Annotated in this window: 20 protein-coding genes and 1 tRNA gene; 13 read left to right on the top strand and 8 right to left on the bottom strand. The window is 68.4% G+C overall.

Features of this window, described 5'->3' with window-relative positions; translation table 11 throughout:
* The first annotated feature begins 2 nt into the window (after window positions 1-2).
* The 4 genes from KZC51_RS11310 to KZC51_RS11325 are packed head-to-tail and all read left to right on the top strand — an operon-like array spanning window position 3 to window position 4398.
* Window positions 3-1916 carry an acetyl/propionyl/methylcrotonyl-CoA carboxylase subunit alpha gene (locus tag KZC51_RS11310; RefSeq protein WP_247630067.1) on the top strand — a complete coding sequence of 638 codons (1914 nt, stop codon included), beginning with the start codon at window positions 3-5 and terminating at the stop codon, window positions 1914-1916.
* Window positions 1916-3064: an acyl-CoA dehydrogenase family protein gene (locus KZC51_RS11315; protein ID WP_281732063.1), complete on the top strand. Its 1149-nt coding sequence runs from the start codon at window positions 1916-1918 to the stop codon at window positions 3062-3064. Before KZC51_RS11310 ends, KZC51_RS11315 begins: the two co-directional genes overlap by 1 nt.
* A 9-nt stretch (window positions 3065-3073) precedes the next feature.
* Window positions 3074-3595 carry a MaoC family dehydratase gene (locus KZC51_RS11320; RefSeq protein WP_247630069.1) on the top strand — a complete coding sequence of 174 codons (522 nt, stop codon included), beginning with the start codon at window positions 3074-3076 and terminating at the stop codon, window positions 3593-3595.
* Window positions 3592-4398, top strand: a complete 807-nt coding sequence (locus KZC51_RS11325; RefSeq protein ID WP_247630070.1) for an HpcH/HpaI aldolase/citrate lyase family protein — start codon at window positions 3592-3594, stop codon at window positions 4396-4398. The genes KZC51_RS11320 and KZC51_RS11325 overlap by 4 nt, the downstream gene beginning before the upstream one ends.
* Window positions 4399-4442: 44 nt before the next feature.
* Here KZC51_RS11325 and KZC51_RS11330 read toward each other — a convergent pair whose 3' ends face one another.
* Together KZC51_RS11330 and KZC51_RS11335 are read right to left on the bottom strand one after the other, a co-directional pair.
* Window positions 4443-5030, bottom strand: a complete 588-nt coding sequence (locus KZC51_RS11330; RefSeq protein WP_247630071.1) for a histidine phosphatase family protein — start codon at window positions 5028-5030, stop codon at window positions 4443-4445.
* Window positions 5027-5842 (bottom strand): Sir2 family NAD-dependent protein deacetylase, encoded by an 816-nt coding sequence (locus KZC51_RS11335; protein ID WP_281732065.1) that lies wholly within the window; start codon window positions 5840-5842, stop codon window positions 5027-5029. The genes KZC51_RS11330 and KZC51_RS11335 overlap by 4 nt, the downstream gene beginning before the upstream one ends.
* A 136-nt stretch (window positions 5843-5978) precedes the next feature.
* Between KZC51_RS11335 and KZC51_RS11340 the strand changes: the two genes are divergently transcribed.
* Entirely contained in the window at window positions 5979-6779 is an 801-nt protein-coding gene (locus KZC51_RS11340) for a TrmH family RNA methyltransferase (protein ID WP_247630073.1), read from the top strand.
* A gap of 13 nt (window positions 6780-6792) precedes the next feature.
* Here the strand turns inward: KZC51_RS11340 and KZC51_RS11345 are convergent, their stop codons facing one another.
* Window positions 6793-7620, bottom strand: a complete 828-nt coding sequence (locus KZC51_RS11345) for an SGNH/GDSL hydrolase family protein (protein WP_247630074.1) — start codon at window positions 7618-7620, stop codon at window positions 6793-6795.
* Window positions 7621-7767: 147 nt separating this feature from the next.
* Here KZC51_RS11345 and KZC51_RS11350 point away from each other — a divergent pair, with 147 nt between their 5' ends.
* Window positions 7768-9510 (top strand): DEAD/DEAH box helicase, encoded by a 1743-nt coding sequence (locus tag KZC51_RS11350; protein ID WP_247630075.1) that lies wholly within the window; start codon window positions 7768-7770, stop codon window positions 9508-9510.
* A gap of 154 nt (window positions 9511-9664) precedes the next feature.
* Entirely contained in the window at window positions 9665-10762 is a 1098-nt protein-coding gene (locus tag KZC51_RS11355) for a VIT1/CCC1 transporter family protein (RefSeq protein ID WP_247630076.1), read from the top strand.
* 12 nt (window positions 10763-10774) lie between these two features.
* Here the strand turns inward: KZC51_RS11355 and KZC51_RS11360 are convergent, their stop codons facing one another.
* The 3 genes from KZC51_RS11360 to KZC51_RS11370 are packed head-to-tail and all read right to left on the bottom strand — an operon-like array spanning window position 10775 to window position 13888.
* The gene (locus tag KZC51_RS11360; RefSeq protein WP_247630077.1) at window positions 10775-12529 is read right to left on the bottom strand and encodes a carbohydrate-binding domain-containing protein; all 1755 of its coding nucleotides are present in this window, start codon (window positions 12527-12529) and stop codon (window positions 10775-10777) included.
* Between the two features lie 16 nt (window positions 12530-12545).
* A complete protein-coding gene (locus KZC51_RS11365; RefSeq protein ID WP_247630078.1) occupies window positions 12546-13307 on the bottom strand; it encodes a polyphosphate polymerase domain-containing protein in 762 nt (253 codons plus the stop codon).
* Window positions 13304-13888, bottom strand: a complete 585-nt coding sequence (locus KZC51_RS11370; protein ID WP_247630079.1) for a DUF4956 domain-containing protein — start codon at window positions 13886-13888, stop codon at window positions 13304-13306. Before KZC51_RS11370 ends, KZC51_RS11365 begins: the two co-directional genes overlap by 4 nt.
* Window positions 13889-14074: 186 nt before the next feature.
* Between KZC51_RS11370 and KZC51_RS11375 the strand changes: the two genes are divergently transcribed.
* Together KZC51_RS11375 and KZC51_RS11380 are read left to right on the top strand one after the other, a co-directional pair.
* Window positions 14075-15046, top strand: coding sequence for a phosphodiester glycosidase family protein (locus KZC51_RS11375; protein WP_247630080.1), 972 nt, complete (start codon window positions 14075-14077; stop codon window positions 15044-15046).
* The gene (locus KZC51_RS11380) at window positions 15043-16107 is read left to right on the top strand and encodes a GtrA family protein (protein ID WP_247630081.1); all 1065 of its coding nucleotides are present in this window, start codon (window positions 15043-15045) and stop codon (window positions 16105-16107) included. The genes KZC51_RS11375 and KZC51_RS11380 overlap by 4 nt, the downstream gene beginning before the upstream one ends.
* Window positions 16108-16145: 38 nt before the next feature.
* On the opposite strand, the gene KZC51_RS11385 is transcribed toward KZC51_RS11380, so the two are convergent.
* Window positions 16146-16228 (bottom strand) — tRNA-Leu (locus KZC51_RS11385).
* 111 nt (window positions 16229-16339) lie between these two features.
* On the opposite strand from KZC51_RS11385, the gene KZC51_RS11390 reads away from it, so the two are divergent.
* Both KZC51_RS11390 and KZC51_RS11395 read left to right on the top strand, forming a co-directional pair.
* The gene (locus tag KZC51_RS11390) at window positions 16340-17635 is read left to right on the top strand and encodes a M20/M25/M40 family metallo-hydrolase (protein WP_247630082.1); all 1296 of its coding nucleotides are present in this window, start codon (window positions 16340-16342) and stop codon (window positions 17633-17635) included.
* Window positions 17636-17686: 51 nt separating this feature from the next.
* Entirely contained in the window at window positions 17687-18511 is an 825-nt protein-coding gene (locus KZC51_RS11395) for an undecaprenyl-diphosphate phosphatase (protein WP_247630083.1), read from the top strand.
* Between the two features lie 44 nt (window positions 18512-18555).
* Here KZC51_RS11395 and KZC51_RS11400 read toward each other — a convergent pair whose 3' ends face one another.
* Window positions 18556-19404, bottom strand: coding sequence for a PAC2 family protein (locus KZC51_RS11400; protein ID WP_247630084.1), 849 nt, complete (start codon window positions 19402-19404; stop codon window positions 18556-18558).
* Between the two features lie 81 nt (window positions 19405-19485).
* Between KZC51_RS11400 and KZC51_RS11405 the strand changes: the two genes are divergently transcribed.
* Window positions 19486-20178 carry an HAD family hydrolase gene (locus KZC51_RS11405; protein ID WP_281731745.1) on the top strand — a complete coding sequence of 231 codons (693 nt, stop codon included), beginning with the start codon at window positions 19486-19488 and terminating at the stop codon, window positions 20176-20178.
* On the top strand, window positions 20175-21194 hold the full coding sequence (locus KZC51_RS11410) for a tRNA (adenine-N1)-methyltransferase (RefSeq protein WP_247630086.1): 1020 nt from the start codon (window positions 20175-20177) through the stop codon (window positions 21192-21194). Before KZC51_RS11405 ends, KZC51_RS11410 begins: the two co-directional genes overlap by 4 nt.
* Window positions 21195-21201 lie beyond the last annotated feature (7 nt).

Raw genomic sequence — 21201 nt, forward strand, 5'->3', positions numbered from 1 at the left:
AGATGACCGACCACCTGTTCCATACCGTTCTCATCGCGAACCGTGGTGAGATCGCCAGGCGTGTGATCCGCACGCTGCGCGATCTCGGCATCCGCAGCGTCGCGGTCTACAGCGATGCGGATGCCACCGCCCCGCATGTCCACGAAGCGGACGTCGCGGTGCGCATCGGTCCCGCGGCAGCCTCCGAGTCCTACCTCGACATCGCCGCCGTCATCGCCGCCGCGAAGAGCACCGGTGCGCAGGCCATCCACCCCGGCTACGGCTTCCTGTCGGAGAGCGTCGGTCTGGCGCAGGCCTGCGCCGCGGCGGACATCGTGTTCGTCGGTCCCGACGTCCTGGCGCTCGAGGTGATGGGCGACAAGGCCAGGGCGCGTGAGCATGTCGTGCAGCACGGCGTCCCCGTGGTCCCCGGGTTCGATGCATCCGGACTGTCGGATGTGCAGATCGCGGCCGAGGCCGAGCGCGTCGGCTACCCTCTGCTGGTCAAGCCCAGTGCCGGTGGCGGTGGCAAAGGCATGGAGATCGTCACGAGTGCCGAAGGTCTCGCGACCGCTCTCGCATCGGCTCGTCGGGTCGCATCGGCATCGTTCGGCGATGACGCGCTGATCCTCGAACGGCTCATCCGGCGTCCCCGCCACATCGAGGTTCAGGTGTTCGGCGATCGCCAGGGCACGGTCCTCGCCCTCGGCGAGCGCGAGTGCACGCTGCAGCGACGGCATCAGAAGGTCATCGAAGAGGCCCCGTCCGCGGGGCTGGGCGCGGGCACCAGGGACCGCCTGCTCGAGACGGCCGTGCGCGCGGCCGAGAGCGTCTCGTACGTCGGAGCGGGAACGGTGGAGTTCCTCGTCGACGCGGACGTACCGGACGAGGTGTTCTTCATCGAGATGAACACCCGCCTGCAGGTCGAGCATCCGGTCACCGAGCAGGTCACCGGCCTCGACCTCGTCGCGCTGCAGCTCAGAGTGGCGGCCGGACAGCCGCTCGACATCGTGCCCTCCGTGCACGGACATGCCGTTGAAGCGCGCGTCTACGCGGAGTCTCCGGAGCGCGGCTTCCTGCCGTCCACGGGGATGATCCTGCGCTTCGACCCGCCGGCCGGCGTGCGGGTGGATGCCGCGATCGAGACCGGGAGCGAGGTCACCGGGTTCTACGATCCGATGATCGCGAAGGTCATCGCCACCGCCGATGACCGGGCGACCGCGCTGGCGCTCCTCGACTCCGCTTTGGCGCGCACCGTCGTTCTCGGGGTCGACACCAACATCGCCTTCCTGCGCCGCCTCTGTCGCAACGAACGCGTCGTCGCCGGGGATCTGGACACCGGACTGATCGAGACACTGCTCCCGGTCACCGCGGCGCCGCCCACCGCGGCGATGCTCAGTGCCGCCGCCGAGGTGGTGCACGCCGCATCAGAACCGGTCAGGACGAGCGCACTCTGGCGCGAACTGCCCGGATGGCGCTCGGGCGCGCCGGCTGTCGAGCGTCCGCAGCCGCACTTCGTCACCGATGATGACGAGCTGCTCAGCGTGGAGGTCGGTGACCGCCGCTCTCGGGGGACCGCGCAGGCCGCTGTCGACGGCGAGGGAGCGGTCTGGGTCGCTCAGGATGGGATCACCTCTCGTCTGCGTCCGCTCGATCGGCGTGCGATGACGCGCCGCCGACTGTCCGCCTCGCGGGCGGAGAGCGGAGGGGGCGGTCCGGAGGGTCGTGCCCCCATGCCGGGGAGTGTCGTCGCTGTGCACGTCGAAGACGGGGCGAAGGTCACAGCGGGAACACCGCTCGTCTCGATCGAGGCGATGAAGATGGAGCACCAGGTGCTCGCCCCCCAGGACGGAGCCGTGCACCTCCTGGTCGCGGTCGGAGAACAGGTGCGTCGCGATCAAGCGGTCGCCCGTGTGATGACGGAGGAGAGTCGATGATGGAAGAGCTGACCGAGGAGGAACGCGAGCTCGCCGGGATGGTGCGCGAGTTCGCCGATCAGGTCGTCGCGCCGCAGTCGTACGAGGCCGATCGCACCCACACGCTCTCGATGGACGTCGTGGGTCAGATGGGCGACCTCGGCCTGTTCGGTCTGCCGTTCCCGGAGGAGTACGGCGGACAGGGCGGCGACTACATGGCGCTCGGCATCGCGATCGAGGCGCTCGGACGCGTCGATCAGTCCATCGCGATCACCCTCGAGGCAGGCGTGAGCCTGGGAGCCATGCCGGTGTACCGGTTCGGCACCGAGGAGCAGAAGCAGACACTGCTGCCCGATCTGCTCGCCGGTCGCGCTCTCGCGGGTTTCGGACTCACGGAGCCGGAGGCAGGAAGCGATGCCGGGGCAACGCGCACCACGGCCCGACTCGACGGTGAGGAATGGGTGATCGACGGGTCGAAGCAGTTCATCACGAACTCCGGCACCCCGATCACGCGCTTCGTGACCGTCACCGCGGTGACCGGCGACGAGGGTGGGCGTAAGGAGATCTCCACGATCATCGTCCCCAACGGAACCCCGGGGTTCACGGTCGAGGCTCCGTACGACAAGGTTGGCTGGAATGCCTCCGACACGCATCCGCTCACCTTCGACGGTGCACGAGTACCTGCCGCGAACCTCCTGGGCGCACGCGGGACCGGGTTCCGGAACTTCCTCAGCATCCTCGACGAGGGCCGCATCGCGATCGCCGCGTTGGCGACCGGCGCGGCCGAGGGGTGTCTGGAGGCATCCGTCGAGTATGCCAAGAGCCGCACGATCTTCGGCAGTGCGCTGAGCACCCGGCAGAATGCCCAGTTCACGCTGGCCCGGATGCGGGCACGCGTGCACACGGCGCGACTCGCCTGGCACCATGCCGCACGACTTCGCGACGCGGGGCGGCCCTTCGCCGAGCAGGCGGCCATCGCCAAGCTCGTGGCGGGCGAAGCGGCGATGGACAATGCCCGCGACGCCACACAGATCTTCGGCGGCAACGGGTTCATGAACGAGTTCCCGGTGGCCCGCCACTACCGCGATTCGAAGATCCTCGAGATCGGCGAAGGCACGACCGAGGTCCAGCTGCTGATCATCGCGCGTGGGCTCGGACTCGCCGGGTAGCGTGGCAGCATGCCAGACACCGATCGACCGGAGGGAGGCGACGTGACGCAGGACATCCTCCAGCGCGGGTTGTACTACGAGGAGTTCGTGGTCGACGCCCGCTACCTCCATCGTCCCGGACGCACCGCGACCGAGGCGGACAACGTGCTGTTCACCACCTTGACGATGAACACGCAGGCCCTGCACCTCGATGCGGCGTTCGCGGATGCCCAGGAGCCGTTCCACGCGCGTCTCATGAACTCGATGTGGACCCTCTCCACGATGGTCGGAACCTCGGTCGCGCAACTGACACAGGGCACACTCGTCGCGCAGCTGGGTTTCGGGGAGATCACCTTCCCACACCCGCTGTTCGCCGGCGACACCCTCTACACCGAGAGCGTCGTGCTCGACAGACGACTCTCCTCCTCGCGACCTGGGCAGGGCATCGTGCGCATCGCGCACACCGGTCGAAATCAGGACGGTACCGTGGTGGCGACGGCGACCCGATCGGTGCTCGTCCGCACTCTCCCCGAAGGGACTCCCGCACCATGACGTTCGCGCTCGGACCCGCGATCCTGTTCTGCCCCGCCGACCGCCCTGAGCGTTTCCACACCGCGCTCGACCGTGCGGACGCGGTGATCCTCGATCTGGAGGATGCGGTGCTGCCTGCGGCGAAGGCGACGGCACGCGGCAACCTGATCGATGCGGACATCGATCCTGATCGCGTGATCGTGCGGGTCAATGCGCCGGGCAGCGAGGCGTTCGTGTCCGACCTGGCGACGTTGAGTCAGACCGACTTCCGCACCGTGATGGTCGCCAAGACGGAGGAGCCGGAGGCTCTGGCAGCGTTCGATCCCCGCTTCTCCCTGATCGCACTGTGCGAGACCGCGCAGGGCGTGCACGCCGCCGACCGCATCGCCGCTCATCCGCAGGTGGTCGCCATGATGTGGGGAGCGGAGGATCTCGTCGCCTCGATCGGGGGCACGTCGAGCCGTCGTCCAGACGGGACGTATCGCGACATCGCGCGCTACGCGCGGTCGCGAGTGCTGCTCGAAGCCGGAGCGCAGGGCAAGCGCGCGATCGACGCGGTCCACATCGACATCGACGACGTCGAGGGTCTCGCCCAGGAGGCGGCAGACGCCGCGGCCTCCGGTTTCACCGCGACGGCGTGCATCCATCCCAGCCAGGTGCCGGTGATCCGCGCGGCCTATCGGCCGGATGACGAGACTGTGGCGTGGGCCAGGGCCGTGCTCACGGCGGCAGAGCAGGAGCGCGGAGTGTTCCGCTTCGAGGGGCGCATGGTCGACGAACCGGTCCTCCGGCACGCGCGCTCCGTGGTGTCGCGGGCCCGCTGAACCGCACAAGCGCTCCCGCCGGGGTGATCGGCGATCCGGACCGGTCAGAGGACCGGCGACTCCTCGAGCAGCCGCAGGTAGCCGGGGGCTGCGACGAAGCGGTGCGCCGAGCCGTTGCGGAGAACCTGCCCGTCGCGGGGGAGCGTGCCGCCGGAGACATGATTGATCACCGCACGGATCACGCCACCGTGCGCGACGACGATGACCGACTCCGCGCGCGGAGTGGAGCGCCGGCGCGCCTCGCGGGCGATGGCGTGCAAGGCCGCGATCGCCCGCTCGCCGACCGCGGTCAGCGACTCGGCTCCTGGCACTTCGGCATGCCAGTCACCATAGGTCTCGATGTAGTCGGGCACGAGCATGCCTTCGCCTTCGCCGAACTCGCGCTCACGGATGTCGGGGACGACGCCGGCGATCTCCAGACCGAGACGGTCCGCGATGATCTCGGCTGTCTCCTTCGCCCGCAGCAGCGGGCTCGTGTAGACGGCATGATGCGTGTCTGCGGCGAGTCTCTCGGCCGCCCACCGCGCGTCGGCGCGTCCGGTCTCGTTGAGCGGGATGTCGGTGGACCCTTGAATGCGCTTGGCGAGGTTCCAGTCGGTCTGACCGTGGCGGACGAGGGTGAGGTAGGTCACGAGAGGAGCTCCTGGAGTGCGGGGAGCACGTCGCTGGTGCCTGCGGCGATGGTGATATCGGCCCAGACATCCGCGCGCGTAGGCTCGCGATTGACGATGATCAGGGGGATGCTGCGCCGGCGCGCGCGCTCCACCAGGCGCACGCCCGAGTTCACCACGAGCGAGGAACCGGCGACGATCAGCGCCGAGCTGGCGCGCAGCAACGACTCCGCCGCCCGGAAGCGGTCCTGCGGAACGTATTCGCCGAAGAAGACGACGTCCGGCTTCAGCATGCCTTCGCAGACCGTGCACACCGGGACCACGAAACCCTCGGTCGACGAGGGGAGCACGTCGCCGTCCGGTGCCAGCTCGATGTTCTCCGGCACCGTGATCCAGGGATTGAGCTCCTCGATCTGCACGGCTACGTCGCGACGATCGAACACCTGGCCGCAGTGCAGGCACAGCACGCGACGCATGGTGCCGTGCACTTCGATGACGTGAGAGCTGCCGGCGCGCAGATGCAGTCCGTCGACGTTCTGGGTGATGACTCCGGAGACGAGGCCGGCGGCCTCCATCTCGGCGAGGGAGGTGTGACCGGCATTCGGCCCCGCCTGCGCGAACGCCTTCCAGCCGAGATGGCCGCCGACCCAGTACCGGCGGCGCGCGGCTTCGTCACCGAGATACGTCTGGATCGTCATCGGGTCGCTGCGCGTCCTGGCACCTTCGCCGCGATAGGCGGGGATGCCCGAGTCGGTCGAGATGCCGGCGCCGGTCAGGAGGGCGATGCGCTTGCCTCGCAGCAGCTCAGCCGCGTGGGCGATGGTGGCCGACATCTCGGCAGAATTCGACACGCTCACAGGACCTCCTCGAGCGAGTCTACGGTGCTCGCGTGGCTCGGGCCCACGCGATCGCGGGTGCTCAGGGAGATGCGGTACGGACCGCCCCGACGGCGATGGCAGAGTGGACCCCGTGGACCTGCTGCCTGTGAACGACCCCGACGACCGACGCCTCGACGACTACCGTGGCCTCACCGACACCGCTCTGCGGGCACTGTCCGAACCCGCTGGCGGGCTGTACATCGCCGAATCGACCAAGGTGATCGCCCGTGCGGTCGCGGCCGGACACCGCCCGCGCTCGGTCCTGGCGCAGGAACGTCGGGTGGACGACATCCGGGCGATCGTCGGCGATCTCGATGTCCCGGTGTACGTCGTCCCGGATGAGATCGCCGAGGCGGTGACCGGTTTCGCCGTGCACCGGGGGACCATCGCCTCGATGCATCGACCGGTGCTGCCGCCCGTCCGGGATGTCCTCGCCGGCGCGTCCCTGGTGCTGATCCTCGAGAACATCGGCGATCACACGAACGTCGGTGCCGCGTTCCGGGCAGCCGCAGGGCTCGGCGCGGATGCCGTGCTCGTGTCGCCCGGTGGGGCGGACCCGCTCTACCGTCGTAGCGTGCGCGTGAGCATGGGCACCGTGTTCCAGGTGCCGTGGACGCGCATCCTGGACTGGGACAGCGCCATCGCCGATCTTCACGCTGCCGGTTTCGACGTCGCCGCGCTGGCGTTGCGGGACGATGCCGTGACGCTCGACGCCTATGCTTCCGACCGCCCCGAGCGCGTGGCCCTGGTGATGGGGTCCGAAGGCGACGGCCTCTCGCGCGAGGCGATGGAGGGGGCGGACACCATCGTCACGATCCCGATGTCCGGCGGGGTCGACTCGCTCAACGTCGCCTCCGCGGCTGCCGTGGCGCTCTGGTCGATGAAGCGTTGACCCGCCGCTCCGGTCAGTCCTGATCCGGCAGGAAGACCGGCGATGGCTCCGGTCGCTTGGCCGCGAGGTTGTCGCCGGACGACTGGTGTCGCAGGCGACGCAGCACCCACGGCACCAGGTGCTCGCGCGCCCAGCCGAGGTCGCCGGCGCGCGCCTCCCGCCAGGTTCGTTCCGGGAACGGTTCCGGCTGCATGGCCTCCAGGTCGTTCGGGACGTTCAGCGCGCGCAGCACCATGCGGGCGACCTCGTGGTGACCGAGCGCGTTGTAGTGCAAGCGGTCGTCGTCGAAGAAGCGGGGATCCTGCACCACCTTCAGGGCCCATTGGTCCGCCACGATGCAATCATGGCGCTCCGCGATGGCCCGGACGTTCTCGTTGTAGATCGCGACCTTGCCGCGGAACGCACGGAAGACCGGGGTGAAGGCCGTGTCGATTCCGGTGAAGAGCACGATCGCCGCGCCCGTGGATGACAAGCGGCTGACGGCATCCTCCAGCTGCGCTGCGATGGCGTCGGGGTCGGTTCCCGGCCGGATCACGTCGTTGCCGCCCGCACAGATCGACACGAGATCAGGATGCAGCGCGACTGCCGGCTCGACCTGATCCGCGACGATCTGAGCGATGAGCTTTCCGCGCACCGCGAGGTTCGCATAGGCGAAGTCCTCCACCTGCTGCCCGAGCACTTCGGCAACGCGGTCGGCCCATCCGCGGTGTCCGCCGGGGGAGTGCGGGTCCGGGTCGCCGATCCCCTCGGTGAACGAATCCCCGATCGCGACGAATCGCCGCCAGGGGTGCGGTGCGTCGTTTTCCACGAACGGGGTCCGAGTCGAATCCTGGTCGGTCATCCAGCTCTCCTTCGCCAACAATCTGCGGCACGGTAGTGACGGCGGCGCAGTGTCAGAGCCTACCCGCAGGCGTTCACCCGGGAGAGGGCACGCGCGGGAAGCCCGGCGAATGATCCAAGGTCCTCGGCAGCGATTATCGTGGAGTCGATGCTCTCACCGTCCTTTCCTCAGCGCGCCCCGTGGGGCACCGCGAGCAAGCTGCGCGCCTGGCAGCAGGAAGCACTCGAACAGTACTTCGAGGCGGATCAGCGCGACTTCCTCGTCGCCGCCACGCCCGGCGCAGGCAAGACCACGTTCGCTCTCACCCTCGCGGTTGAACTCATGCGCATGGGAGAGGTCAATCGGATCATCGTGGTGGCTCCCACCGAGCACTTGAAGACGCAATGGGCCGATGCGGCCGCACGCGTGCACATCCGCCTCGACCCTCGCTTCCGCAACAGCGACTGGGCTCCCGCTCGGCACTATCACGGGGCGGTCGTGACCTATGCGCAGGTGGCCGCGAAGTCCTCGGTGCACCGCCACCTGACCGAAGACGCCCAGACCCTGGTGATCCTCGACGAGGTGCACCACGGCGGTGACGCGCTCAGCTGGGGCGATGCGATCCGCGACGCCTACGGTCCGGCGAAGCGGCGCCTGCTGCTCTCCGGCACGCCTTTCCGCAGCGACACGGCGCCGATCCCGTTCGTGGAGTACCACCCCGACGAATCCGGCGCACGCATCTCCCGTACCGACTACAACTACGGCTACGGTCGGGCTCTGGCCGACGGTGTCGTGCGCCCCGTGCTGTTCCACATGTATGCCGGCAAGATGCGCTGGCGCACCACGACGGGCGATGAGCTCGAGACGCACCTGGGGCAAGACAACACCAAGGACGTGACGTCGCAGGCCTGGCGTACGGCGCTCGACCCTGAGGGGGACTGGATGCCGGCGGTGCTGTCGGCCGCCGACCGCCGTCTCACCGAGATCCGTCACCATGTTCCCGATGCCGGCGGACTCGTGCTGGCGACCGATCAGACGGTTGCGCGCGCCTATGCCAAGATTCTGCACAGCATCACGGGACAGCAGCCGACGGTCGTGCTCTCCGACGACGCGACGGCATCTGAGCGGATCGAGAAGTTCAGCGCGAACGATGCCCGATGGATGGTCGCCGTGCGCATGGTCTCGGAGGGCGTCGACGTTCCGCGGCTCGCGGTGGGCGTGTACGCGACGTCGTCGTCGACCCCGTTGTTCTTCGCGCAGGCCATCGGCCGGTTCGTGCGCGCCCGCCGTCGGGGCGAGGCCGCCAGCGTCTTCCTCCCGCAGGTGCCCGTGCTCATGGGGCTCGCGAACGAGATGGACAAGCAGCGCGATCACGCGCTCGACCGCCAGTCGAAAGAAGAAGACGGCCTCGACGACTCGTTGCTCGAGAGCGCGAACCGCGAAGAGGAGACATCGGATGCGCTGACGCAGGAGTTCAGCTATCAGGCGCTGTCCTCGGTCGCCCACTTCGACAGGGTCGTGTTCGAGGGCCAGGAGTTCGGACAGTTGGCCGAGCCGGGCACACCGGAGGAGGAGGAGTTCATCGGGTTCCCCGGGCTCCTCGAGCCGGAGCACGTGCACGAGCTGCTCATGCAGCGGCAGTCCCGCCAGTCCCGCCTGCGAGAAGCGCGGGAGGCCTCGGCTGGACCTGCGGAGACGACGACGCTGCCTCCGCCGCTGCACCGCACGCTGAAGGAGCAGCGCCAGCTCCTGAACAGTCTGGTCGGGCTCTACGCCCGCCAGAAGGGGGAGCCGCATGGGGCTGTGCACGCGGAGCTCCGCCGCATCTGCGGCGGGCCGGCCGTCGCTCAGGCAACGGTGACCCAGCTGCAGTCGCGGATCGAGGTTCTCCGCAAGCGCGTGCGTTCCTGACGGCACGGTTCGACGCTGTCTCCGCGCCCTTCGGTGCGGCGCTTCGGATCCCCGAAATGCTGTCAATCCGCGTCTGAGCGGGGTGTGCGCGCAGCTTCACGGCTAGCGTGGAACGGTTGCCCGCGCACCGGGCACCGTCACATCTGGAGGACCCATGACAGCCCCCGCTGCCGCTGAGCCCACTGCCGCCGATCGCCGGCGTTGGGCGCGCTACCTCGTTGAGGAACGTGCTGAAGGCGCCGTGTATCAGAGACTGGCCGCCCGGAGGATCGGTGAAGAGCGCGACATCCTGCTGAGCCTCGCCGAGGCGGAACGCCGTCACGAGCAGCACTGGCTCGACCTGCTCGGCGATGAGCCCAAGCGGCTGCCGCGCGCGGGCATGCGTTCCCGTCTGCTCGGCTGGATGGCCGGGCGGTTCGGGTCGATCTTCGTGCTGGCACTGGCGCAGAGCGCGGAGGCGCGCTCGCCCTACGACGCGGAGCAGTACGCAACGCCCGCGATGCGCGCCGACGAGAAGGTGCACTACGAGGTCGTGCGGGGTCTGGCCGCGCGCGGACGGCGGCGGCTGTCCGGCTCTTTCCGGGCAGCGGTGTTCGGAGCGAATGACGGTCTCGTCAGCAATCTCGCCCTGGTGCTCGGTATCGGCGCGACCGGTGTGAGCTCCGGGTTCGTGCTGTTCAGCGGCATCGCCGGACTCCTGGCCGGAGCCCTGTCGATGGGAGCAGGCGAGTTCGTCTCCGTGCGTTCGCAGCGCGAGCTGTTGGCGGCCACCGAGGCGAACGACGACGCAGCTGCCGCCGCGGGCGATCTCGACATCGACGAGAACGAGCTGGCCTTGGTCTACCGCGCCCGTGGCATGGATCAGGAGGAGGCGCTGGAGCGCGCACGCGTCCTCGTCACGGCTGCGCAGGCCGGGGTGCGGCGCGCCGCCACCGGCCCGATCCGCACCCACGGCGGAGAAGACCATGACATCGTCGGCAGCGACTGGACCGCCGCGATCTCCAGCTTCCTGCTGTTCGCGTCCGGCGCGATCATCCCGGTGCTGCCGTGGATCTTCGGCCTGCAGGGAACCGCGGCCGTGGTCGTCGCGCTGATCCTGGTCGGCATCGCCCTGCTCACCACCGGTGCGATGGTCGGCATCCTGTCCGGCGGGCCGCCGCTGCGTCGGGCGTTGCGCCAGCTGGCGATCGGCTTCGGCGCAGCGGCGGTCACCTACCTCTTGGGACTGCTCTTCGGCGTCGGGGCGGTCTGAGCGGTACTCCGCTCAGGACTGTCCGTCGTCCGAACCGTCGGGTCGGGAGCCGCCGGGCATCCCCCCTCCCTGTTGTCCGCCCTGACCCGGCCCCATCCCGCCAGTGCCGCTTTCACCGGCGGTCACCGTCGTCGCGGAGCCGTCCACCACGACGTCGTACGCGGTCCCGGACATGATCTCCGCGCCGGAGTAGACGACGGTCGCGAACGACGTGTCGGCCGTGTACTCGGCGACGACCTCGCCGTCTGCGACGATCTCTACCGTGGAGCCAGCGGAGCCGGAGGTCGTGGCGAACACCCATCCCTGCGCGGAATCGGTGGACGGCGCCACCGCCATCCCCGCGCTGCCCGCTGCGAGGAGGGTCCCGCCGCTGATGTCGAAGGTGCCGTTGACGTCGATCGCACCGTTCCCGTCGCTCGTCGGACCCCAGATCGTCAACGAGCCGTCGGACATGGTGGCCGACCCGTTGGAGTCGAAGCCGTCGCCGCCCGCGTTCACTGTCGTCTCGCCGCCGGAGATCGTGATCGTCTCTCCGCTGTCCTGCATGCTCTCCCCGCTGCCGGAGGAGGCGTTCAGGCCGTCGTCGGAGGCGGTGACTGCGACCTTCCCGCCGGCGATCGTGATGTCGGCGCTCTCGAGACCCTCATAGCTCTCCGACACGCTCGTGTCGCCGCCGTCGATGACCAGGGCCGTGTCGGCGTGCACGCCGTCGTCGCCGGATGCCAGGGTGAGCGTGCCATCGTTCACGTGGACGGCGCCGTTCGAGTGGATGGCGTCGTCGGCGGCATCCGCGTCGATGGTCCCGCCCTCGATGACCACGTAGACGCCCGCCTTGATCGCCTTGGCCGAGAGCCCGTCCTCCATCGTGGCAGTGGACCCGCCGCCGCTGACGAGCGTGAGGTCGCCTCCGGTGATCACGACATCCGACGCGGCGGCCACGGCATCGCCGCCGCTGGTGATCTCGAGGTCGCCGGCGGAGATCCACACGTAGCCCTGCGTCTCATCGGCGTACTGATCGCTGGACACGCCGTCGCCGCCCGCGGTCACCGTGATCGTTCCCCCCTCGACGATCAGTGCGTCCTTGCCGCGGATGCCGTCGTCGGCAGCGTCGACGGTCACCGTGCCGCTGAGGATCGTGAGGTCGTCCTTGCTCGTGATGCCGTCGTTGCCGTTGCCCGCGACGGCCAGTGAGCCCGTGCCGCTGATCGTGAGGTCCGCATCGCTGTAGAGCGCGGCGTCGACCTCCGCATCGTCGGCATAGCTCGATGCGTCCGAGAGCGTGTTGTCGCTGTCGTCGGCGAGCACGAGCGCCACGTCGTCGGCACCGGTGATCGCGACCGCGGCGCCCTCGGCGTTCGAGATGTCGGCATCGTCGAGGATGAGTGCCACCACGGCGTCGTCCGGGGCGGCGATCACGACCGATCCCTCCAAGGAGCCGGACAGGCGGTACGTGCCGCCCGCCGTGATCGTCACCGAGTTCCCGTCGACGGTCGCTCCTTCTCCGTCGACCGTCGCGCTGTCGCCCGTCAGGGCGATCGTGGTCTCCGCGGTCGTGTCCGCCTCACCCGCAGACACGGTCGTGGCATCGGCGTTGTCGGCCAGCACCTGTTCGGCGGTGAGTGAGGCGTCGACGTTCTGCACGGACGTCGCCTCGGCCGTACTCGACACGGTGTCGGCATCCGCGGTGACGGCGGTGCAGCCGGCCAGGACGACTCCGGTCAGCACGAACGGTGCGGCGGCGAGAAGGAAGCGGTTCTTGGTGCGCATGAGAGTCTCTCTTCGGTCAGACGGCGATCGCCGCGGGGTGGAAGCGTCGGCGCAGCACGCGCGCCCACTTGTTCGAGGGGAGGTCGGGACGCAGGGCCGCGAGCCCCGTGCCGTATTTGCTGATCGTGGAGGGGCGGATGCCATGCCGCCACAGCAGGCGATCGGTGTCTCCCGTGCGCAACCCCGACTTCGTCTCGACGATCACCAACCCGGGCACGTGCAACTGCTGCCCGTCGGCGAGCTCCCAGGAGAGAGAGGTGTCGATGGTCGCGCGGCCGCCACCACGAGGGGCGAGCAGTGTCGTGCGGTCATAGCGTGTGGCGAGCGTGGGAACGAGGTCGGTGGTGTCGAGATCACGGAGGCCGAGGGATTCGAGCCCGAGCGCCGCATACTCCCGCCCCCGGGCGGTGAGCTCGTCGCGCGCGGAGAACTCGTAGCCGATGCGCTCCTTCACGGTCGCACTGCGCGCCCCACGGGTCTTCAGCTCGAGGAAGGCGTCCTCGGAGTCCACGTAGCTGCGGGTGCGGAGCTTGAACCTGCGGCGGCGTCCGAGCGCCGCCATGCGGAAGCTGAGCGGGTCCGCCGTGTCGAAGTAGTACGACTCGTAGGCGAAGGAGCGGCGACCCTCCAGGGTGAGCACCCGGGTCTGCGAGGGCAGTTCGCTGAGGACGGAGGCCGCCTCATCCACCGTCATCACGTACTTGCGGTCGACCCGCGTGAGCAGCGCCGCCTCGGCCACGAGCTCGTCCAGGCCGACGGGATCGAGTCGGGGGATCATCGTCGCGCTCCCGACAGTGCGGCGCTCACTCCGGACGGCGGGCCGATGCGATAACGCACGTCGACCTGCGTGGTGTCATTGACGAGATCGAGCTGCAGGATCGAGACCTGGGTCACCGTGCCGCCGAGCACGCGTTCGAGCTCCGTGACCAGTTCCGTCTCATCCCCGACGGCACGATCGAGAGTCATCGTCAGCTGCCGCGAGCGCGACAGCAGCCGCGGGTGGTCCGCGACGAACATCGCGGCGATGATCAGGGCCATGAGTGCGAGCGACACGGGGGAGAGGGTGGTGCTCAGACCGGCGATGAGGCCGAGCGCGAGGGATGCGAAGTAGTACGCCACCTCGCGCTGCGAGATCTCCGACGAACGCAATCGGATGATCGACAGCACACCGAACAGGCCGAGACCCAGTCCCAGCGCGACCGACGTTCCCGCCAGGACGACCGCGACCGCCAGTACGCCGACGTTCACCCCGACGAATGCAACCACGAGGTCGCGTCGGCGGTGGCGCAGGTAGTAGATGCCCAGGGCGAGGATCGTGATGGCGACGAGGTCGGCGGCGATCATGACGAGCGTGTACACGAGTGGAATCCTTCGGTCGGGGGTGGAGGTTCCCTCCCATTCCGACCTAGCTGGCTATGTCCTTGCTATGTGCTGTCTATGCCAGGTTCAAGAATGTCGCTGTGCATAGGAACCCCCGAACGGACACCTCGGTGACGCACGGGCAACGGATAGCAGCCCGATAGCGCGGACCCGTAGCTGTGGGGGATGGACACTCGACAGCACCACCCCAGACCGAAGCGGCGGTGGCGCCGCATCCTGCTCGCGGGAGGGCTCGCACTCGCCCTCAGCGCCGGCGGGGGAGCCGCATGGGCCGCAGACCGATTCCTCATCGAGCATGTGAGCATCACGGACGTCTCGTCGTACGAGGCCGCGAACTCGAACACGAGCGACAGCATCGGCGAGACCACCAACGCGACGGTCACCGACACCGCGTACGACTCCGACCAGGCTGACATCGCGCTCTCCACGGTATCGACCGGGTCAGGCGATGACACCGTCACCTATTACGTCGCAGATGTCACGCTGACGGATGCCACCGCGTTGCGCTCCGCATTCGCCGGCGATGCGTTCGGCACCAACATCACCGAGACGACGAGTGCGATCGCAGCGGCGAACGATGCGGTGTTCGCGATCAACGGTGACTACTACGGCTTCCGTGACACCGGCATCGTCATCCGCAACGGTGTGGTGTATCGCGACGAGGGGGCACGCGAAGGCCTGGCGTTCTACGAGGACGGGCATGTCGAGGTCTATGACGAGACCGCGACCACCGCAGCCGCGCTCGTTGCGGACGGCGTCTGGAACACGCTGTCGTTCGGCCCTGCGCTCGTCGAGGACGGGACCGTCGTCGATGGAATCGAGGACGTCGAGGTCGATACCAACTTCGGCAACCATTCGATCCAGGGCGAGCAGCCGCGCACCGCTGTCGGAGTGATCGACGACAACCATCTCGTCTTCGTGGTGGTCGACGGCCGGAGCGCCGGCTACAGCCGCGGTGTCACGATGACCGAGCTCGCCGACATCATGATCTCGCTCGGCGCGACGACCGCGTACAACATCGATGGCGGCGGTTCGTCGACGATGTACTTCGACGGCGCACTGGTCAACAACCCGCTCGGCAAGAACCAGGAGCGCGGCACCAGCGACATCCTGTACATCGCAGGGAGCGTGCCGTGATCGTCCTGATCCCCGCCTACGAGCCGGATGAGCGCATGCACGAGTTGGTGGATGCGCTCGATACGGACGGCTTCCAGACCGTGGTCGTGGACGACGGCAGCGGAGCAGCGTACTCGCCGCACTTCGCCAAGGCCGCGCGTCGGGGAGCCACGGTTCTGCGCCAGCCGCGGAACGAGGGCAAAGCGCGCGCGCTGCGCCACGGCCTCGCCTACATCGCAGAGCGCTGGCCGGGCGAAGATGTGGTGACCGCCGACAGCGACGGACAGCATCGGCCGTCCGACATCGCCGCTGTCGCAGATGCCACCGTCGGCGGCGACGCGCTGGTGCTCGGAGGACGCTCCTTCACCGGTGAGGTACCCGTGCGCAGCAGACTGGGCAACGCCGTGTCGCGGTGGCTGTTTCGGCTCAGCGGGGGAGCTGTGCACGACACACAGACAGGACTCCGCGGCATCCCCGCCGCGCTCATCACCGACGTCGTGGCCGTGTCGGGCGAGCGCTTCGCGTGGGAGATGAACGTACTGCTCGACTTCACCCGGCGCGGGATCCCGATCCGAGAGGTGCCGATCGAGACCGTCTACCTCGATCACAACGCCTCCTCGCACTTCCGGCCGCTGCGTGACTCTCTCGACGTGCTTCGGCCGCTTCTGCGCTACGTCCTGGTGTCATTCGGATCGTTCCTGCTCGATGTGGCGGTGCTCCAGCTGCTCTACGCGGTCACGGGAGACCTCCTGCTCTCCGCGGTCGGCGCCCGGGTGCTCAGCGCCGCCGTCAACTTCACGCTCAATCGTTCGTTCGTGTTCCGTGACGGATCCTCAGGAGGTGTGCGCCGACAGCTCGGGCGGTACGCCGCGCTTGCTCTCGCGCTGCTCGCGGGCGGATACGCGTCGATGGCCCTGTTTGTCGCCTGGGGCGTTCCTGTCCTCTGGGCCAAGCTGCTCGCCGATGCCGCCGTCTACACCTGCGGATTCCTCGCGCAGCGCGGATACGTATTCCGCCGTGGGGAGGCCCGTCGCACGCCGGGATTCGTGGAGAAGCGCGTCGACACGGCGAAGAGGGCATGAACAGAAGAAGGCCCCCTCTCGGGAGCCTTCTTCATCTGTGCGCGGAGGGGGACTTGAACCCCCACGCCCTTACAGGCACTACGACCTCAACGTAGCGCGTCTACCATTCCGCCACCCGCGCAGGTCTTGGATGATCGTTGCCGACCGAAGAATGACATTACCACGTCCTTCTCGGGCTCTCGAACCGAGCCGCACGCCCGGGCGTGGCGCGCGGCTTCGATACCCTGGAGCCATGACTGATCCGTCTCTTCCGGAGGTCGTCCGCATTGCGAGCGACCTGATCCGCTTCGACACGTCCAACTTCGGCGGAGGCAAGGCCGAGGGGGAGCGCGAGGCCGCAGAATACGTCGGTGCCTATCTCGAAGCGCTGGGTCTCGAGGTCGAGTACTACGAGCCGATCCCTCGTCGGACGAACGTCATGGCTCGGGTCGCGGGGCGCGACCGCTCGAAGCCGGCGCTGGTCGTGCACGGTCATCTCGACGTGGTGCCGGCGATGGCCGAGGACTGGAGCGTCGATCCGTTCGCGGGTCTCGTCCGCGATGGGATGCTCTGGGGGCGCGGAGCAGTGGACATGAAGAACATGAACGCGATGATCCTCACCTCGGTCGCCGAGATCCTTCGCGCGGGGGAGCAGCCTGAGCGCGATCTGATCCTCGCTTTCTTCGCGGATGAAGAGAACGGCGGGGTCGAGGGGTCGGCGCTCGTCGTCAAGAATCACCCCGAGTGGTTCGAGGGGGCAACTGCGGCGATCAGCGAGGTCGGCGGCTACTCGATCACGGTGGACGATCGGCGAGCGTACCTGCTGCAGGTCGGCGAGAAGGCGCTGATCTGGATCCGCCTGGTCGCCAGGGGGCGTGCGGGCCACGGCAGCCGACTGCACGAGGACAATGCGGTGACGCGGTTGTCCGAGGCGGTGGCGGCGATCGGACGCACACGTTGGCCGATCCGTCTCACCCCGACCACCTCCGCCCTCCTGGACGGCCTCAGCGCGCTCACCGGACGCAGCGCGGAGGACCCGGACGCACTCGCGGCCGCGGCAGGTCCCGCCGAGGCCTTCCTGCGCTCCTCGTTCCGCACGACGACCAACCCCACGGCATTGAACGCCGGCTACAAGCACAACGTGATCCCCGAGCGCGCCGAAGCGCTGATCGACGTGCGCGTGATCCCTGGCACCGAGGACGATGTGCTGGCAGAGCTCCAGCGCATCGTCGGCGACGACATCGTGATCGAGACGGTGGTGCGCGACATCGGCATGGAGACTCCGTTCGAGGGTGATCTCGTCGACGCGATGGTCGCGAGCATCGGTCGCCACGACCCCGGTGTTCCCGTTATCCCGTACCTGCTGGGAGCGGGGACCGACAACAAGGCGCTCGCGGCGCTCGGCATCACCGGATACGGGTTCGCGCCCCTCAAGCTCCCGGCCGATCTCGACTTCACAGGCATGTTCCACGGTGTCGACGAGCGCGTACCCGTAGAATCGCTTGTCTTCGGCCAGCGGGTGCTGACCGATCTGCTGCGCTCGTTCTGAGCGACGCAAGACCGCTCCCGCGCCGACCTCGACTCAGAAGGCCTCACCTCCATGCATCTGTTTGAAGCGCTCATCCTCGGCATCGTCCAGGGACTCACCGAGTTCCTGCCGATCTCCTCCAGCGCACACCTGCGCATTCTCGGCACCTTCCTGCCGTCCGGCGAGGACCCGGGCGCCGCGTTCACCGCGATCACGCAGATCGGCACGGAGGCCGCGGTCGTCGTCTTCTTCTGGCGCGACATCGTGCGCATCATCGGACAGTGGTTCCGCTCACTCTTCGGCCGCGTTCCTCGCAACGATCCGGACGCCCGCATGGGATGGCTGATCATCATCGGCAGCATCCCGATCGTGCTGCTCGGGCTGCTGTTCCAGGACCAGATCGAGAGCGTGCTGCGGTCGCTCTGGATCGTGGCGATCATGCTCATCGTCTTCGGCATCCTTCTCGGAATCGCCGATCACGTCGGAGCCAAACGACGCAGTCTGAAGGACCTCACGTATCCGGATGGCGTCGCCTACGGGTTCGCCCAGGCGCTCGCGCTGATCCCGGGCGTCTCGCGCTCGGGCGGCACGATCACCATGGGGCTCTTCCTCGGCTATGAACGTGCGGCCGCGGCGCGCTACGCGTTCCTGCTCGCGATCCCCGCCGTGTTCGGAAGCGGCTTCTACCAGGTCTACAAGAGCTGGGGTGAGCCGTCGTTCTTCTCGTTCGGCGACACCCTGGCGGCCACCGGCATCGCCTTCGTGGTGGCGCTCGGCGTGATCGCGTTCTTCATGAACTGGATCTCGAAGCGCAGCTTCCTGCCGTTCGTGATCTACCGCATCCTGCTCGGCACGACGCTGCTGGTCCTGCTCGGCACCGGAGTCATCGCCGCCTGAGCGCGAGCTCAGCATCCCCGTTCGCCACAGCGCGGGGACGCTGATCAGCGCTTGCGGTCGCCGGGGCCGTCGTCGCGGCGGCGGAGATACCTCTCGAATGCCTGGGCGATCGCATCGCCGGACGCTTCGGGGGAGTCCCAGGTGTCGCGCGTGCGCTCGAGCTGTCGGATGTACTCGGCCATGTCCTCGTCGTCGGCTGCCGCGGCGTCGATCGAGGCCTCCCAGGCTGCTGCCTCGGTTCGCAAGCTGTCGCGCGGGACGTCGACGCCTGTCAACTCCTCGAGTCGATCGAGGAGGGCGAGCGTCACTTTCGGCGACGGGGTCGCGGTGGCGACGTAGTGCGGAACGCTCGCCCACAGGCTGGCCGTCGGGATCCCCGCGCTCTCCGCGAAGTGCTCGAACACGCTGAGGATCCCGACGGGCCCCTCGTAGAGCGACCGCTCGAGTCCGTGCGCTTCGCGCACCTGCTCGTTCTGACTGGACGCGAAGATCGAGATCGGTCGGGTGTGCGGGACATCGGAGAGCATGGCTCCGAGCGTGACCACCCCGGTGATGTCGTCACGCAGTGCCACATCGATGAACTCCGAGACGAAGGCCTGCCATGTTCTGGCCGGCTCGACCCCTGTGAGCACCCAGAACTCCGGGCCCGGTGCGGGATCGCGCGGACGCCAGAGACCGGCTTCCGGCCATTTGAGCTGACGCCGGCCTTCGGCGTCCATCTGGCTCGATGGGCGCGTGTACTGGTAGTCGAAGTAGAGCTCCGGGTCGACCGAGTGCACGAGTTCGTAGTCGTTCGTGGCGCGCAGAGCCTCGACGGCGCCGCTCGCGCCCTCACCCGCATCGTTCCAGCCGTCGAAGGCGACGATGACGATGCGCGAACCGAGAACATCCATCCGGGGCTCCCTCCGAGGTCGGGGACGTATCCCTCCAGGCTAGTCCGCGTGGGCCGGAAGCGGGCGGCAGCCCGGGCTAGCATGGGTTCAGTGAGCAGACAGCCCCGCGCAGTCCTTTGGGACATGGATGGAACACTCGTCGACACCGAGCCCTACTGGATGGACGCTGAGACAGCGTTGGTGGAATCCTTCGGCGGCTCTTGGAGCCACGACGACGCACTCCAGCTGGTGGGCAACGGCCTGAACGACAGCGCGATCATCCTGCAGGGCGCCGGCGTCGACATGGAGGCGGAGGCGATCATCTCGCTCCTCACCGACTCCGTGCAAGAGGCGCTGCGCACGCAGGGTGTGCCCTTCCGCCCGGGTGCCAGGGAGCTGCTGGCAGACCTCAAGGCGGCGGGCATTCCCACCGCGCTGGTGACGATGTCGCTGCGCCGCATGGCTCTCGGCGTGGTGGAACTCATCGATTTCGACGCCTTCGACCTCGTGGTCGCCGGCGATGACGTCGAGAACCCCAAGCCGCACCCCGAGCCCTACCTGCAGGCTGCTGCGTTGCTCGACATCGACATCGCCGATGCGATCGTGATCGAGGATTCGCCGACCGGTCTGCGCGCGGGCCTCGCTTCAGGGGCCGTGACGCTCGGCGTACCCCACATCGTCCCGCTCCACGACGTCGGGGCGCATGAACTCTGGCCGACACTGGAGAAGCGCAGCACCGCCGACCTGATCGACCTCTTCGACCGCCTGAACACCACGACCGGAGCCATCCGATGACCGAAACTCGCACGCAGCGCCCCAGCGGCCCGTTCCGGGAGGGCGACCGGGTGCAGTTGACCGGTCCGAAGGGGCGTCTGCACACCGTCACGCTTCGCCAGGACGGCGAGCTGCACACGCACCAGGGTGTGCTCCGGCACCGCGACCTGATCGGGCTGCCTGACGGTTCGGTGCTGGCCAACAGCTCGGGGCATGAGTACCTCGCCCTGCGTCCTCTGTTGCGCGACTTCGCCATGTCGATGCCGCGCGGCGCAGCGATCATCTACCCGAAGGACGCCGCGCAGATCGTGATGCAGGCCGACATCTTCCCCGGCGCTACCGTGGTCGAGGCGGGTGTCGGCTCCGGAGCGCTGTCGCTATCGCTGCTTCGTGCGATCGGCTCGGACGGGAAGCTGATCTCGTTCGAGCGCCGCGAGGACTTCGCGGATGTGGCCCGCGGCAATGTCGAGACGTTCTTCGGCGGTACCCCCGACACGTGGCGCGTGGTCGTCGGCAACCTTCTCGAGGCGCTTCCCGTCGAGGCCGAACCCGGCAGCGTCGACCGCGTCGTGCTCGACATGCTCGCGCCGTGGGAGTGCATCGATGTCGTGGCCGATGCGCTCACGCCCGGCGGAGTCGTGCTCTGCTACGTCGCAACCGCCACGCAGCTGTCTCGCGTTGCCGAGTACATCCGGGCCACCGGTCTGTTCACCGAGCCGGACGCCTCTGAGACGATGGTGCGCGGCTGGCATGTCGAAGGACTCGCCGTGCGCCCCGATCACCGCATGGTCGCGCACACCGGTTTCCTCATCACCGCACGTCGTCTCGCTCCCGGCGCGATCGCCCCGTCCGTGAAGCGACGGGCGTCGAAGAGCAGCTACGGCGACGACGACGTCGAGCAGTGGACCCCCGGCGCCGTCGGCGACAGAGAGATCAACGACAAGAACCTGCGCAAGCGCGCAAGAGAGGCGGCCAAAGCTGCCGAAGGGGCGCGCCTGGCGGCGACTTCGCGCGAATCGGACCAGCCGACGGAATAGACTGGAG

Source organism: Microbacterium croceum (assembly GCF_023091245.1).
Lineage (GTDB): Bacteria > Actinomycetota > Actinomycetes > Actinomycetales > Microbacteriaceae > Microbacterium > Microbacterium croceum.